The sequence below is a fragment of the Rhodococcus sp. B50 genome, from assembly GCF_013602415.1.
Taxonomy (GTDB): domain Bacteria; phylum Actinomycetota; class Actinomycetes; order Mycobacteriales; family Mycobacteriaceae; genus Rhodococcus.
The window spans coordinates 2072605-2086745 of sequence record NZ_WPAG02000002.1 but is presented as its reverse complement, the minus strand read 5'-3'; the positions used below and the strand labels follow the sequence as shown (position 1 = coordinate 2086745).

The window sequence follows — 14141 nt, the reverse complement described above, 5'->3', positions numbered from 1 at the left end:
CCGAATGCGCCGTGCGTTGCGACAGTGGAGCGCGCGAGCAGCAAGGGCAAGTGTAGCGCACGTGTTAATTCCGGTGACGGCGGCATACATCACAACCCGCCGGGAGTAAACGCTGTATTGCGGGAAGTGTCTTCGCTACGCTCGCGCCCAACGGCGTCGACAGGCCGGCCTACGAGCAGGAGAGAGCGATATGACCGACATTCTCGACCGCACGAAGATCTACATCGACGGACAGTGGGTGGACTCCGACGGCGCCGGGCGCATCGAGGTCGTGAACCCGGCGACCGAAGAGGTCATCGCTGTGGTCGCCGAGGGGGTCGCCTCCGATGTCGATCGGGCCGTCGCCGCGGCGAAGGCTGCGTTCCCCGCCTGGTCCGCGCTCAGCGGTGCCGCGCGCGCGGCATACCTCGAGAAGGTCTCGTCTCTGGCGAACGAACGCGCCGACGAACTCACGAGCGTCGTCTCCCAGGACATGGGGATGCCCGCCCACTTCGCGCGCGTCATCCAGGTCGGGATGCCGTTGAAGAACATCGCCGGCTATGCCGCTCTGGCCGGCACCTACGACTTCGACGCCCAGGAGATCGGCAACGCCCTGGTCGTACGCGAACCGATCGGGGTCGTCGGGGCGATCACCCCGTGGAACTACCCGCTGCACCAGGTGGTGCTCAAGGTGTTCGCCGCGCTCGCGGCCGGATGCACCGTGGTGCTCAAGCCCACGGAGGTCGCGCCGCTGGTGACCTATGCGCTCGTCGACATCGTGGACGAGGTAGGTCTGCCGCCGGGTGTGCTCAACGTCGTCAGCGGCTACGGCCCCGTCGTCGGTGAGGCCATCTCCGCGCACCCCGACGTCGACATGGTCTCGTTCACGGGGTCGACGCGCGCCGGCAAGCGGGTCTCGGTCGTCGCGGCCGAGACGGTGAAGAAGGTCGCGCTCGAACTCGGCGGCAAGTCGGCCAACATCATCCTCGCCGACGCCGACCTCACCGCCGCCGTCACCGAGGGCGTGGGCAAGTGCTTCCTCAACTCCGGCCAGACCTGCACCGCGCTGACCCGCATGCTCGTCCCCGCCGACCGACTGCAGGAGGCCACCGCCATCGCCGAGCAGGTCGCGCGGGCCTTCACTGTCGGGCTGCCCGACGATCCGTCGTCCAAGCTCGGCCCGCTCGTCAGCGGCACGCAGCAGGCACGGGTGAAGTCGTACATCGACAAGGGTGTCGAGGAGGGGGCCGAACTGGTGCTCGACGGGCGCGAGACCGAGTTCTCCACCGGCTACTTCGTCGGGCCGACCGTCTTCACCGACGTCGCCCCGGAGATGACGATCGCCCGTGAGGAGATCTTCGGTCCGGTGCTGTCGATCATCGGTTACCAGGACGAGGACGACGCCGTGCGCATCGCCAACGCCAGTGAGTACGGACTGTCGGGCGGCGTGTGGTCGGCCGACCCGGCGCGAGCGGAGGCCGTGGCCCGCCGCATGCGCACCGGTCAGGTCTACATCAACGGTGGCGCCTTCAACACCGACGCACCCTTCGGTGGCTACAAGCAGTCGGGTATCGGACGTGAGGCGGGTGTTTTCGGGCTCGAGGAGTTCCTGGAGATCAAGACGATCCTGCGCTGACGGACGACGTCGGCGACCTCGCTCGCGTCGATCGGGCGGTTCACGGAATTCTTCGCGGTCTGCTTCGCTGCGACGTCGAGGTCGGCCACGTGTGCGACCGACATGACCCGAATCGGTGAACGGCTTCGGGTACGCCGACGGCCCCCGCTCCGTGTGGAGCGGGGGCCGTCGGGGGTAGGTCTTCAGGCCTTGCGGGTGCGGCCGAGGCGCAGCAGCGTCATGGCGATCGTGCTTCCGTCGGCGCCGAGTTCGTCGAACCGGCCGAGGACGGCCATTTCTTCGGATTGTGCCTCGCGGCTCGCGTCGGTGCCCTTCGCCGATGCTCCGACGCGCTGAACGAGCTCCGAACGCCGCTTGATCACCGCGAGCAACTGGGCGTCGAGCTCCCTGATCTGCTCGAACAGCTCGCCGAGCTCTGCCTCGGTCGACGAAGCTTCGCCGACGGACGCGATGCCAGGCGAATCAAGCTGGACAGTCATGCAGACTCCTCCGGTCTCGTCTGAATCGTCACAGATTGTGTCGCGATCTCGCCTGCAGGTGTTACCGACACGTAGGGAAATATTCTCGCGAGCTTCTCCCATGCGCGTCCCGTCCCTCCAGAAACAGCCGTGACCTGGAATAACACATTGATGACCGAGGGGTATGTTAATTGTCACACCGACCGGTGCCAACTCGTGTGCCCGGCCGTGGCGGCGCGCCCGAAGAGTCCGCATCCGATCGGCCGCTCGAGGTAGCGTTCCGGCCGACCGGCACGGCCGAGAGCGTCGGGGCTCTCGGTACACCGGGAGGGGAGACCGATGCGACGACCTGTTGTCCCGTGGGGCGGGCGCGGCACGGAGGCTGCGACATCCGACAAACGGACATCCGACACCGAACGGCCGAGCGAATGGCAGCACGGCGCGCACAATCTGCGCGTGTACGCAGCGACCGGTGCGGCCGTGCTCGTGGCGGTGTTCGCCGCGACCCGCGGAGTGGGCGTGTGGCGCTCCGACTCGGTGGGCGCCGACCGTTTCTATTCGATCCTGGCGGTACTGATGCTGCTGACGGCAGCCTTCGGCGCTGTCTTCTGGTGGCCTCCGGGGCGCAGAACGCGGGTGGGACATGTCGATGCAGCAGGTCGCGGGGGTACCGAGATCGGGGGACGCCGCATCGTCTTCGGACTGCTGCTCGCGATGGTGGTGTGCGGGGCCTTCCTCTCTCTCGGCGCGGCCGTGGAGATCGTGCTGGGTAACGACGGGCTTCCCGTCGTGGCGGTGGCGCTGGCACTCGTCGCCGGGGTGTGCCTGACCTTCCTTGCGGAGGTGGTACTCGGGCGCATCCGGGCCGGATCGCTCGTTCTCGGGCCGGACGGCATCAGGCTGCGCGGGTGGTTCGTGGAGTCCTATCTGCCGTGGGTCTCGGTGCGGGGTCTTCGTGCGGTCGACCGGGGGTTCCCGGAGATATGGATCGAGGGACACGAGTCGGCGGCGTGGGCGCGCCGCCGCACGAGTCGGATGTTCCCGTTCGAGCGCCTGCCGCAGGAGCCTCGGATCGAGGTGGACTCACGGTATCTGGCCGTCGACCCGGTGCAGTTGTACCGCTTCCTCGAGTTCTATGTGGAGCACTCCCGGCACCGCCGCGAACTGGGCACACCGGCGGCTGTGGATCGTTTCGCGGCAGGTTTCCCGTTCACCGCGGACCACGAATGAAAATGACGTAGTTCGTAATGTAGAATGACGTTTCCGTGCCCGTTCCTGCAGCGCGCGTTCGTGCCTACGTGAATGCGGCACTCGGTGCCGTAGCATCGAGCCAGACACTTCGGGAGGGTCACCCTCCTCGAAGAGCCGCGGGCTCGGCCGGTGCCGGCGCGTGGACCCCAGGTGTTCGACCAGATTGGACGAGAAATGACCGCTCCGGAACGCATCGTCATCGTCGACGGCGCACGCACCCCCGTCGGAAGCTTCGGCGGCGCCCTCAAGGACGTACCCGCGCACGAACTCGGCGCCACCGCGGTACGCGAGGCGCTGCGACGTGCGGGTGTCGCGGGCGAGGACATCGACGAGGTGGTCATGGGCTGCATCGGCCAGGTCGGCGCCGATGCCTACAACGCCCGTCGTGTGACCCTCGCCGCCGGACTGCCCGTCTCCACCCCGGCCCTGACCGTCAACCGGCTGTGCGGTTCCGGACTGCAGGCCGTGTGGTCCGCGGCCCAGGAGATCCGTTGGGGTGCTGCCGAGATCACCGTCGCCGGCGGCGACGAGAGCATGTCCCGCATGCCGTTCTACGACTTCGGTGCCCGCAGCGGCTACAAGCTCGGCAACCGCGAACTCGTCGACGGCACCGTCGGCATGCTCACCGACCCGTTCAGCGGACTGCACATGGGCGTCACCGCCGAGAACGTCGCCCGCGAGTACGGCGTCAGCCGTGAGCAGCAGGACGAGTTCGCCCTCGAATCGCAGCGCCGCGCCGCCACCGACGCGGCGAAGGCCGTCTTCGCCGAGGAGATCACCCCGGTCGAGATCGGTGGCCGCAAGCCCGTCACCGTCACCGAGGACGAGCACCCCAAGCCCGACACCACCCTCGAGGTGCTCGGCAAGCTGCGCTCGGCGTTCATCAAGGACGGAACCGTCACCGCCGGTAACGCCTCCGGCATCAACGACGGCGCGGCCGCCCTCGTCCTGGCCCGCGAGTCGGTGGCCCGCGAACGCGGCCTCGCCGGCTCCGTCGTGCTCGAGTCCGTCGTCACCGCAGCGATGGAACCCGAACTCATGGGCTACGCACCCACGCTCGCCCTGGTGAAGCTGTTCGAGCAGAACGGCCTGACCCCGGCCGACATCGACACCGTCGAGCTCAACGAGGCCTTCGCCTCGCAGGCCCTCGCCGTGGCACGCGATGCCAAGCTCGACCCGGAGAAGACCAACCCCTACGGCGGTGCCATCGCCCTGGGCCACCCGGTCGGCGCGACCGGCGCGATCCTCACGCTGCGCGTCGCCAAGGACCTGATCCGCCGCGACCTCGAACTCGGCGTCGTCACCATGTGCATCGGTGGCGGACAGGCACTCGCCGCGCTGCTGCGCCGCGTGTCCTGATCCGGCACCTCCCCAGGATCCCGACAGTGGCGGACGCGATACCGATATGCGTCCGCCACCGTCATGTCGGTAGGTCGGTGAGCGGCCGCAGGCGCCGCACGCGGCCGTCCCAGTGGACGCGGGTCGTCACGGCCGCACCGTCGCCGAGCCGGCGGACCTCGTAGACGTCGAGTTCGGGTACCTCGGGCACACAACCCCACAGCGCGTGCCCGGTCATGACGAAATCGATGTCCTGCCGCACGAGCAGGCCCATCAGCTCACCGATCGTCGGATCGTCGATCTTGGCGAACGCGTCGTCGAGCAGCACCAGCCGCAATGCGGTACCGGTGTCGGGAAGACCCGAGAGACAGCCGTCTGCCGCCGCGAACAGCGCGATGTACGACACGAAGCGCGTCTCACCTTGGGATATCTTGGCGCGCGCGGAAATCCGTCGCTCCTGGTCCGGTCCCGGGCCGACGATCGTCACCTCGACCTCGTGCCAGCGTCGGTAGTCCAGTGCCTGCGACAGGTGCAGCGCGAACCCGGCGGCCGGGTCGGCGGCATGCGCGGACTCGACCCGGCGGCGCAGCATCTCGACCAGTTCGGCCGCATCGTCGGCCGAGCGGTCGGTGTCGGTGAGCAGTCGCGTCAGGCGAGCCGCGTCGGTGTCCTCGCCACCGGGTCGCCACTCGATCCGCACGCCGATCCCGTGCGTCGTGCGGCTCTCGGCGAGACTGTCGTTCATCGCCGTGATCAGCTGCCGTGCCCGGTCGATCCGGCGGCGCAGTTCGTCGGCCACACCGCCTAGCACGAAGCCGGTGAACACGTCGTGCTCCCGTTGCGACAGGGTCCTGCGGCCCTCCTCGACTCGACGGGTGAGTGCGGCCGAGACGCCCGCGGGTGTGCTGTCGTCGCCCACCCCGGCGATCCGTACCCGGTGGACACCGTGCGTCACCGTGTGCTCGACGTCGAAGCGGGCGGCGATATCGCGATCGAACTGCTGCAGCGCGACCAGCATCGCGTTCTCGTCGATTCCGGTGCGCGGCGGCAGCGCGGCCAGGAGGTCCCGAGCCACCGAGCGCACGTGGTCGGGATCCTCGGGGTGGACGGGAGGGAGCAGCGTCCACGAGGACGCAGCGGTCGGATCGGGATCCTTCTCGAGTGCGGCGTGCACTTCGGGCAGCTGCAGGTGCGCGGCGAGCAGTTCCGCGGCCGCGGCGAGTTCGCGCCGGTCGCGGTCGAGTCGTTCGCGCGTAGCCGCGCATCGTTGCAGCACCTCGGCGACGGCACGGCCGAGGTGCTCGCGGTGAGCGACCGTGCGTCGGAACTGCTCGTCGGCGCGTGCCCGTTCGGCCTCCGAGTCGCGCAGTTCCCTCGCCAGGTCGCCGGCGTCGACGTCCACGGCCGCGGTCTGGGCCGCGACCACCGCGGCCTTCGCGTGCCATTCGTAGCGGCACGATTCGGCGATCTCCTCCGCCTCGATCCGCTCGGCTGTGGCCTGCGCGCACCGATCGGCGGCGTCCGTGAACCGGGTGTGTGCGGAGAGGACGTCACCGAGATCGCGGGCCAGGTCGGCGCACAGCGCTTCGGTGGAGGCACACCCGGCGACCAGCGCCTCGAGTTCCGGAACCTCACCGGGCACCCCGAAGTGCGAGCACGCGGTGCGATGGGCGTCGAGGTCGGCGCTCCAGCGGGCCCGCAGCGCCGTTGCCTGTTCGCGCAGCTCCACCGCGGTGTCCGCCGCGGAACGCACGCGCCCGTACGCGTGCCGACGCCGTTCGAGGGCGGCTCGCAGGGCGTGCGAGGTCGGTGCGGTCGACAGGTGCGCGTCGATCTCCGCCCGTCGGTGCGCCGCGTCGGGGAAGTCGACGCGCAGCTGTTCCGTCGCGAGGTCGATCCGGATGAGTTCGGCGCGGATCTCGTCGAGGCGCACGCGGCGGGCCGCGGTAGCAGCCTCGCGGGCCGCCCTGCCGACGCAGCGTGGGGTCTCGGCGGTGTGCCGTCCGCGCAGAACACCGTTGTGCCAGCGACCGTCCCGCGAGACCGAGGCCACGGCGGTGGCGTCCTCGAAACCGATCGTGTTCAGGACGGCGTTGATCGCCGGCAGCGGTACGCCGGCGTCGGGGTCGGGGCGCAGGACCGTTGACAGGGGCTGTGCCGGTGGTTCACCGCGCGGCGAGACGAGGACCTGGCCGCCGAGTGCGCGCAAGCGTCCCTCCCCGTCGACCGTGGCAGTGAGGAAACCCGCGGCGAGCAGCGCCGCCTCGATTCCGGCGCGGTCGTCGTCCCCGAGGGTGCCGACGAATTCCACCGCCCGCCACAGAGGGACACCGTCGGTGCGCACGTGCCAGGGCGCCTGCTCGGGCCCCTCGCCCGCTGCTTCGAGCGCGGCCTGCTCACGGACGAGGTGCTCGCGCGCGATCCGTGCGTCGCGTTCTCGACGCTCCCGTTCCGCCGGGACGTTGTCGAGGTCACTCAGCGCGGAACGCGCGGCGGCTGCCGGCAGCGAATCCAGCTCCCCGAGTGCCGAATCGAGGTCGACGCCGTCGGAGCCGAGATCGGGCGGAGTGATGTCGGCCGGGGCCGTGTCGATCAGCGCGTCGAGCTGCGTGGACAGTCGGCGCATCAGAACGACCCGATCCCGGTCGAGCTCCGGCAGCAGCGCCGTCGTGCGGTCGGCGGTGATCCACTCGCGCCACCGGTGCTGCAGACCGGCGGCGGCCGCGCCGACACCGGCATCGGTCTCGGCGGCTTCGACCGCACGGTGTTCGGCGTCGCGGGCCGCGCGATCGGCGGCCGCCTCGGCCTCGCGGACCGCGTGCGCGGCGGCGTCGAGACGACGCGCCTCGACCAGTCGCCGGTCGGCCTGGTCCCGCCTGCGACGGGTCGCCTCGGCCGAGCGCAGGACCGCGTCCCGGGCATCGCCGACCTGTTCGGGGTCGAGAGACACCGTCGCCACGACCGGCCTCACCACCTGCTCGGGGGTGTCGTGGACGCCGGTCCGGACGGGTTCGAGCACAGCCGGTGGGGGGTCGACGGAGAAGTGCAGCGTGGTCGGCACGGTGTCGTGCGAAAGACCCACCGACAGCAGGTCGCGGCCCGCCGTCGCGAGACGCCGCGCGGCGCGCGTGACCGCGCAGGTCAGTTCGTCGAGGACACCGGCCGCATGGCCCGCGTCGCGCCGTTCCCGCAGGCGACTGCGCTCGGCCGCGGCTGCCGCGTGTTCGGCTGCGCGATGGAGCGCATCGACGGCGAGCTGACGCTGCGCGAGATCGTCCGCGGACCGGAACATCTCGTGGGTTTCGAGTCCGCGGATCGCCCGGTCGAGTTCGGCCACCTGATCGCGGCGCTCCCGGAGGCGGGTGTCGGCGGCGGCGGCCTGGGCGTCGAGGTCGGCCGCCTCGGCCTCTGCGGCGGCGAGTGCGCATCGGGTCTCGACGACCCGCTGCGCGACCTCGACGGCGGTGTCGGCGTCGGCGCGGAGCAGGTCGGCCGCATACCGCCGGTACATTTCGTGGAAGCGCAGCACGTGTGCGCGCGCCGTCTCGAGCCGGATCTGTTCCTGACGAGTCTCGCCGAGCAGGTCGAGGCGACCTCCGGCCTCGGCGAGCATGTTCTCCGTCAGTGGTGGCAGCGCGTCCGACAGGATCTGCGGAAGGCGACCCTCGTCGATCCGGTTGCCGACGTCGGGTGAGCGCAGGGTGTGCAGCAGTTGCAGCAGGCCGTCGTAGCGGTCGCGTCCGGTCTCACCGTGCAGGCCGAACACCAGCCTGCGCACCGACTCGCGATGCCGTTCCGGGTCGCGGGTGAGATTGTCGGCGCCGACGAGTTCGGTGAGCCGCTCGCGCGAGAGGGGGACGCGAGCGTCGTCGACGAGACGCAGGTCGGTGCCGACACACAGGGGCGTCGTGAAGAAGTACACCTCGCTGCGACGTGCGTCGGAGCGGTGGCGGATCTGCGCTCCGATGGTGAGATGTCCACTGGGACGAGCGAGTTCGAGCCACAGATATCCGACACGATCGGTCGTATCCGAAGCTCCGGTGCGCATGAGTTCGTCCAGATCGACCTTCGCGGCACCCGTCGCGTCCATGCGCCTGCGGTCGCCGTCGAGAAGGAACGGCAACAACATCTCGAGGGCGCGGGACTTGCCGGAGCCGTTGGTGCCGCGCAGGATCATCCGTCCACCGGACAGGACGAATTCGACGTCGAGATAGTGCCAGACGTTGACGATCCCGGCGCGGCGGAGACGCCAGCGATCCGGGAAGCGGGGTGGAGGGTTCCCGTCGAGGGCGGACGGGTCGGGCACATGGGTCATCGACAGTGGCTTTCGGCGGGAGCGGGGCGGTAGCGGGCGGCGGGTGCGGTCAGTTCGAGTCCGTCCTCGTGCGGACGCGCCAACCCGAGACGGGTGAGCAGGGCGACGACGTCGCGGCGCAGGAGTGCGAGGTCGCGGACGTAGGTGCTCTTCCACGTGCGGGAATGCGAGGTGGCGAGGTCGCCGAGGATCGAGTCGAGGGTCTGCGCGTCGACGTGCAGGGTGGCCGCCGCCCGATCCCCGAACCGTCCGACGAGTTCGGAGACGAGCAGCAGACTGGCATGCCTCAGGGTCCCCGGTCCAGGGAAGGCGTCGTCGGTGAGTACGCCGGCCGGGTCGTATGCGAGCGCGCCTTCGGCCCGCACCTCGAGGACGAGGCCGAAGTCCTCGTCCAGCATCCGGGCGAGTTCGTGCCGGTCGCGGGCGAGTATCGCCGCCGACTCGTCGTCCAGTTCGTCGCGCGCGACGAACGGATCCTCGACGAGCCGCCGGTACAGGCGCCGGCCCGCGGGCTCGTGCTCGAGGTGTGTGAGTGCGGCTGCAGGGCGGGACATCTCGTGCAGGCGAGCGTCGAGCAGGTAGGGGAGCAGGTCGCGATGGATCCCGAAGTGGGGCGCGTCGCCGTTCTCCTCGTCCATCGGATCGGACTCGGTGATCACTCCCCATTCCTCGAGGATGCGCAGGGCGGCAGCAAAGTTCCGCTCCTCGGACACCGAGTCGCCGAACACGATGCCGTTCTCCCTCGCGTCGGCGCGCACCTGCTCGAGCAGAGTGCGGGCGGACACGCGGTCGCCGGTCCCGGGTTCGATCAGTGCCGCGCACACGAGTGCGAGGCACGCGTAGGTGATCGCGCCGAACTCGGTGCCGTCGGTGTGCCGGAGGGCCCGGTGCGGTGCCGTGGGTTCGAGTGGTGCCTTGAGGAGACGGACGAAGGTCGGTTCCACGACGAGGCGGTATCCGAGCCGGTCGGCGAACATGGCCTTCAGAGGCGCCGCGTGGCGTCGTACGAGGTCGAACGTCTCACGGTCGCCGGCGACGGTGACGATCGGCTGCTGCAGCAGTGCTCGCGCGGCGTCGCGCCGGCCGGAGGCGTCCGGCGATGCCGTACTCGGATGCGGGGTGCTCACGGGGTCACCGCACTGTGGTCGAGCGGTTCCGTCGCCGCAGCGCGCAGCGAGAGACCGTGCACGGTGAGGTCTCCGTCGGGGCAGTGCACGACCGTGTCGGCACCGGGCTCGGCCGTGAGCGACAACCCGAGATCGGGATCGTCCACGTGCACCGGACCATCGGCGGTTCGGTAGCCCGCGAGTGCCGTGGCGAGGATGTCGAGGAGTACGTCGCGTGCCACCGTCGACAGGTGCGCGCCGTGGAGGTCGCCCGCCGAACTCAACTCGGCGACGGCGTCGGCGCGGCGGCGTGACTCGTGCCGCGCGAGTTCGTCCGCTCGGACCCGGCCGGGCAGCGAATCGGGGAGACGTCCGACACCTCCTCGGGACGAGTGGTCGCCGCGCTCGCGCAGCGACACCGGCACGACGACGGGATCGGCCCGCCACCACGACGTGCCCGCACCGACGCGAGGATCGGTCTCATCGGGGCCGAGCAGCAGGTGCCGGCTCGGGAAAGTACCGAAGGTCGCGGCGAACAAGCGGTGGGCCTGCTCGTCGGAGGATTCGGTGAACCACCGTGCCAGGCGCAACAGATCCGCGCGGTGCGAGAAGCCCTGCGTGCTCGCCGTGATCCGTCGCGTGCGCACGAGCAGTCGGCTCAGTGCCGACGCCGCCGCGTCGCGCATGCGTCGCGGGCCGTAGTCCTCGGCGTACCACTGCCCCAATGCCTCCCAATCGGCGCGACGGCGACCGGGGGAGAGGCCCGGAACGGTGTGCGACCCCTCGGTCCCGCGCAGGCCGAACTCGGGCAGCGCGGTGAGCAGGGAGTCCAGACGTGGTTCCAGTCGAGCCAGTCTGGTCGTGACGAGAGGGGCGAGACGTTCGACGTCCGATCCGATGACGTCGACATAGTCGAGGAGCAGGTGCTTGGTCTCCGTGTAGTCGGTGACGCCCCCTGCGTCGTCGAGACGGCCGAGGATCTCGGCGAGATGCGAGTAGAAATCGGCGACGCTGTCCGTGAACAACCGGTGGTGCGAGAACAGGGCGGTGACGTGCGCGGCCAACTCGTCCCGGTCGAGCACGGCCCGGTCGCCGATCAGCAGTTCGTCGATCCGGCCGAGTGTGTCGGCTACACAACCGAGCGACTCACGTGCGACCTCGTGCACTCCATCGGAGGTGGCGAGCAGCCTGCCGGCCTCACGGTGCACCCGCAGTCCGGCCGGTGTCGGCCGGTACCGGGCACGGTCGCGGACGTCGGTGGACACCACGTCCCTGACGTCGATGGACACCACGTCCCGGACGCTCCGCCGGTGGGATCCGCCGGTGCCCCCGTCGTCACTTCCCCCGGCCCGGCTCACGAGCGCGAGGTTTCCCCATCGGACCAGCCGGCGACACCGGGCGTCGACGACCGCGGCGTCGAGCGTCGCGCCCCGCGCCGCGCACGAGGCTGCGATGTCGTCCGCGGACAGTTCTGCAAGCAGCAGGCCGGTGAAGCTGTCCATCACCGCGAGGTACTCGTCCGCTTCGTCGGCGACGAGGTAGCGGAACAGGTCGCGACCGGTGTGTTCGCCCATCCGACCTCTTCTTCCCGAGTGCTGACGCCGTACGGACAGACAGGCTAGCCCGGTGATTGCGGAACACGGTGTGTGAGTTCGCCGAGCGCGCGCACAGGCTGTGAAGAGACAGACCGGGATCGGCAGGACACGGAGTGGATTCGTGCCCTGCCTCACTCGTGTTTATAGTTGCCCTGTGCAACACAATCGGCAGGCCCGGCGGCCGTCTGCGGACGGCGTTGCCCGCGTATACGAGGAGTTCGCTCACCTCGTGCGCTTCCTGACGTCCGGAGCCCGAATGCAGGACAGTGGTCTCTCGCTGGTCCAGCATTCGCTTCTCGGCTTCATCTCGCGAAATCCGGGCTGCCGTGCCACCGACATATCCGAGGTCTTCGGTGTCCACCGCTCGACCGTGTCGCGTCAGCTGCGTCACGCCGTCGATGTGGGCTGGGTCGAGGCGGGGACGGGTCCGGCACGCGCCGGTCATCCGCTTCGACTCACCGACCACGGAGCGGCGGTTCTCGAAGGTGCAGTCGTGCGTCGTCTCGACGACGTCCGCGCCGGCCTCGAGGGCTGGGACGAGAACGACCTCGACCGCTTCGTGGACCTTCTGCGCCGCTTCCGCGCAGGAATCGATTCCGACGACCGGACTCCCGACCAGAACGATGGAGATTGCAGTGCGTGAGTACTCGACCCCGGCCCTGTTCACCATCGGTGACGACGAATCGGTCGTCCACACGGTGTTCACCCATGCGGAGAAGACTCCGCATCGCGTGATGTACTCCCGGCCGCAGGGCGACGACTGGGTCGCGGTCACCGCGCAGCAGTTCGCCGACCAGGTGAGGGCCGTCGCCAAGGGCCTGATCGCCAACGGCGTCGAGCCCGGCGATCGCGTCGCGCTGCTGTCGGCCACCCGGTACGAGTGGTCGTTGTTCGACTACGCGATCTGGGCGGCGGGCGCGGTATCGGTGCCGATCTACGACTCGTCGTCCACCGAACAGATCCGCTGGATTCTTCAGGACTCCGAGGCCGTCCTCGCCGTCGTCGAGACCGCGCGGCACGAGAAGCTCTTCGTCGACATGCCCGCCACGCTGCGTCGCCTCCTGCAGATCGAGGACGGCGCAGTGAACATCCTCGCGGCCGACGGAGCCGACGTCGACGACGCCGAGATCACCGCGCGCCTGTCCGGAATCCGCTCCGAGGGACTCGCCTCCCTCGTCTACACCTCGGGGACCACCGGACGCCCCAAGGGATGCATGCTCACCCACCGCAACTTCCTCGCCGAGGTCCGGTCGATCCTCACCTCCGATGTCGGTGTGGTTGCCAAGCCCGGTAACCGGGGCCTGACCTTCCTTCCCCTCGCACACGTTCTCGCCCGCGCCGTGTCGCTCGCACTGTTCGAAGCCGGAGCCGCGCAGGCGCACTGGTCGGACTTCTCGACCGTCTCCGCGCAGTTCGCGCGGTACTCGCCGAACATCATCCTCGGTGTGCCCCGCGTCTTCGAGAAGGTGCGCGACGCCGCAGCGGCCAAGGCTGCGGCCGGCGGACCGGTCAAGGCAGCGATCTTCGATTTCGCGGAGCGCACCGCCATCGCCTACAGCGAGTCGCTCGACCAGGGCGGCTCGACGCTGCTGCTGAAGGCCAAGCGTACTGTCGCCGACAGGCTGGTCTTCTCCAAGCTGCGCCAGGCCATGGGCAACGAGTGCTGGTACGCGATCTCCGGTGGCGGCGCCCTGAGCCCGCGCCTCGGACACTTCTTCCGCGGCGTCGGCGTGCCGATCTACGAAGGCTACGGCCTCACCGAGACCACGGCCGCGCACAGCGTGAACGCGCCCGGCTCGCAGAAGATCGGCACCGTCGGACGCCCCATGGGCGGGAACTCGGCGCGTATCGCGGCCGACGGTGAGATCGAACTGCGCGGCATGGTCGTCTTCGACGGTTACTGGCGCAACGAGGAGGCCACTGCCGGCGCCTTCGACGACGGCTGGTTCCGCACCGGCGACCTCGGCTCTCTGGACGAGGACGGGTATCTGTCCATCACCGGACGCAAGAAGGACCTCATCATCACCGCCGGCGGCAAGAACGTCTCGCCCGGGCCGATCGAGGACCGCATGCGGTCGCACACCCTCGTCTCCCAGGCCGTCGTCATCGGCGACGGTCGCAGCTTCGTCACCGCTCTCGTGACCGTCGACCCGGACGTCTTCGAGAACTGGAAGACCGAGAACGGCAAGCCGGCCGGTGCGACGATCGCGGACCTGCGCCACGATCCCGCGCTGCGGGACGCGATGCAGACCATCGTGGACGACGCCAACACGCTCGTCTCGCACACCGAGGCGATCAAGAAGTTCGTCATCCTCGACCGCGATCTCACCGAGGAATCCGGTGAGCTCACCCCGACGCTGAAGATCAAGCGCAACGTCGTCACCGAACGTTTCGCCCACGAGATCGACGCCCTGTACGCGAAGTGACGCGCCAGGGAGGTGTCCTCCCGCCGCGATCGTGAGG

At 69.6% G+C, this 14141-nt stretch carries 9 protein-coding genes; 5 read left to right on the top strand and 4 right to left on the bottom strand.

Going from position 1 to position 14141, the window contains the following annotated elements:
- Nucleotides 1-190 precede the first annotated feature (190 nt).
- Complete coding sequence (locus GON09_RS09955) at nucleotides 191-1615, top strand: aldehyde dehydrogenase family protein (RefSeq protein WP_213931654.1); 1425 nt, start codon at nucleotides 191-193, stop codon at nucleotides 1613-1615.
- A 182-nt stretch (nucleotides 1616-1797) separates the two neighbouring features.
- Here the strand turns inward: GON09_RS09955 and GON09_RS09950 are convergent, their stop codons facing one another.
- Nucleotides 1798-2094, bottom strand: a complete 297-nt coding sequence (locus GON09_RS09950; RefSeq protein WP_213931653.1) for a chorismate mutase — start codon at nucleotides 2092-2094, stop codon at nucleotides 1798-1800.
- Nucleotides 2095-2412: 318 nt separating this feature from the next.
- On the opposite strand from GON09_RS09950, the gene GON09_RS09945 reads away from it, so the two are divergent.
- Nucleotides 2413-3303 (top strand): hypothetical protein, encoded by an 891-nt coding sequence (locus GON09_RS09945; RefSeq protein ID WP_213931652.1) that lies wholly within the window; start codon nucleotides 2413-2415, stop codon nucleotides 3301-3303.
- A gap of 195 nt (nucleotides 3304-3498) precedes the next feature.
- On the top strand, nucleotides 3499-4683 hold the full coding sequence (locus tag GON09_RS09940; RefSeq protein ID WP_213931651.1) for a thiolase family protein: 1185 nt from the start codon (nucleotides 3499-3501) through the stop codon (nucleotides 4681-4683).
- Between the two features lie 61 nt (nucleotides 4684-4744).
- Here GON09_RS09940 and GON09_RS09935 read toward each other — a convergent pair whose 3' ends face one another.
- From GON09_RS09935 to GON09_RS09925, 3 genes are read right to left on the bottom strand one after another with little or no spacing between them, the layout of a single operon-like run.
- Complete coding sequence (locus tag GON09_RS09935) at nucleotides 4745-8977, bottom strand: TIGR02680 family protein (protein WP_213931650.1); 4233 nt, start codon at nucleotides 8975-8977, stop codon at nucleotides 4745-4747.
- Complete coding sequence (locus tag GON09_RS09930; protein WP_213931649.1) at nucleotides 8974-10104, bottom strand: TIGR02678 family protein; 1131 nt, start codon at nucleotides 10102-10104, stop codon at nucleotides 8974-8976. The genes GON09_RS09935 and GON09_RS09930 overlap by 4 nt, the downstream gene beginning before the upstream one ends.
- Nucleotides 10101-11657 carry a DUF2397 domain-containing protein gene (locus tag GON09_RS09925; RefSeq protein ID WP_213931648.1) on the bottom strand — a complete coding sequence of 519 codons (1557 nt, stop codon included), beginning with the start codon at nucleotides 11655-11657 and terminating at the stop codon, nucleotides 10101-10103. Before GON09_RS09925 ends, GON09_RS09930 begins: the two co-directional genes overlap by 4 nt.
- Before the next feature lie 175 nt (nucleotides 11658-11832).
- On the opposite strand from GON09_RS09925, the gene GON09_RS09920 reads away from it, so the two are divergent.
- Entirely contained in the window at nucleotides 11833-12321 is a 489-nt protein-coding gene (locus tag GON09_RS09920; protein ID WP_213931647.1) for a MarR family winged helix-turn-helix transcriptional regulator, read from the top strand.
- Complete coding sequence (locus GON09_RS09915) at nucleotides 12314-14104, top strand: AMP-dependent synthetase/ligase (protein WP_213931646.1); 1791 nt, start codon at nucleotides 12314-12316, stop codon at nucleotides 14102-14104. Before GON09_RS09920 ends, GON09_RS09915 begins: the two co-directional genes overlap by 8 nt.
- Nucleotides 14105-14141: the final 37 nt, after the last annotated feature.